Raw genomic sequence first — 259 nt, 5'->3', positions numbered from 1 at the left:
CCATTCTTTATTATTTCGATGTTACTCATAACCAATAAAATGGTTTAAATTTTTAAAAAAACTAGGATGTATTATGTCTAATTCAAATATCATGAAAGGTACTGTTAAGTGGTTTAACGAAGCTAAAGGTTTCGGTTTTATCCAACCAGAATCAGGACCAGACGTTTTCGCTCATTTTAGCGAAATCGCTAACTCAGGTTTCAGAACTCTTGCTGAAGGTCAACGTGTTGAATTCAGTGTTGCACAAGGCCAAAAAGGC

1 protein-coding gene is annotated in these 259 nt (G+C 35.1%); it reads left to right on the top strand.

What is annotated here, in order from left to right; genetic code table 11:
- Positions 1-73 precede the first annotated feature (73 nt).
- Positions 74-259 (top strand): cold-shock protein (locus NL42_RS19075; protein WP_461313945.1); only part of this gene is annotated, 186 nt, incomplete at its 3' end.

It is taken from the genome of Acinetobacter sp. GN11 (genome assembly GCF_054823985.1).
Note: the sequence above shows the minus strand (reverse complement) of the source record. Positions and strands in the feature narration are given on the sequence as shown.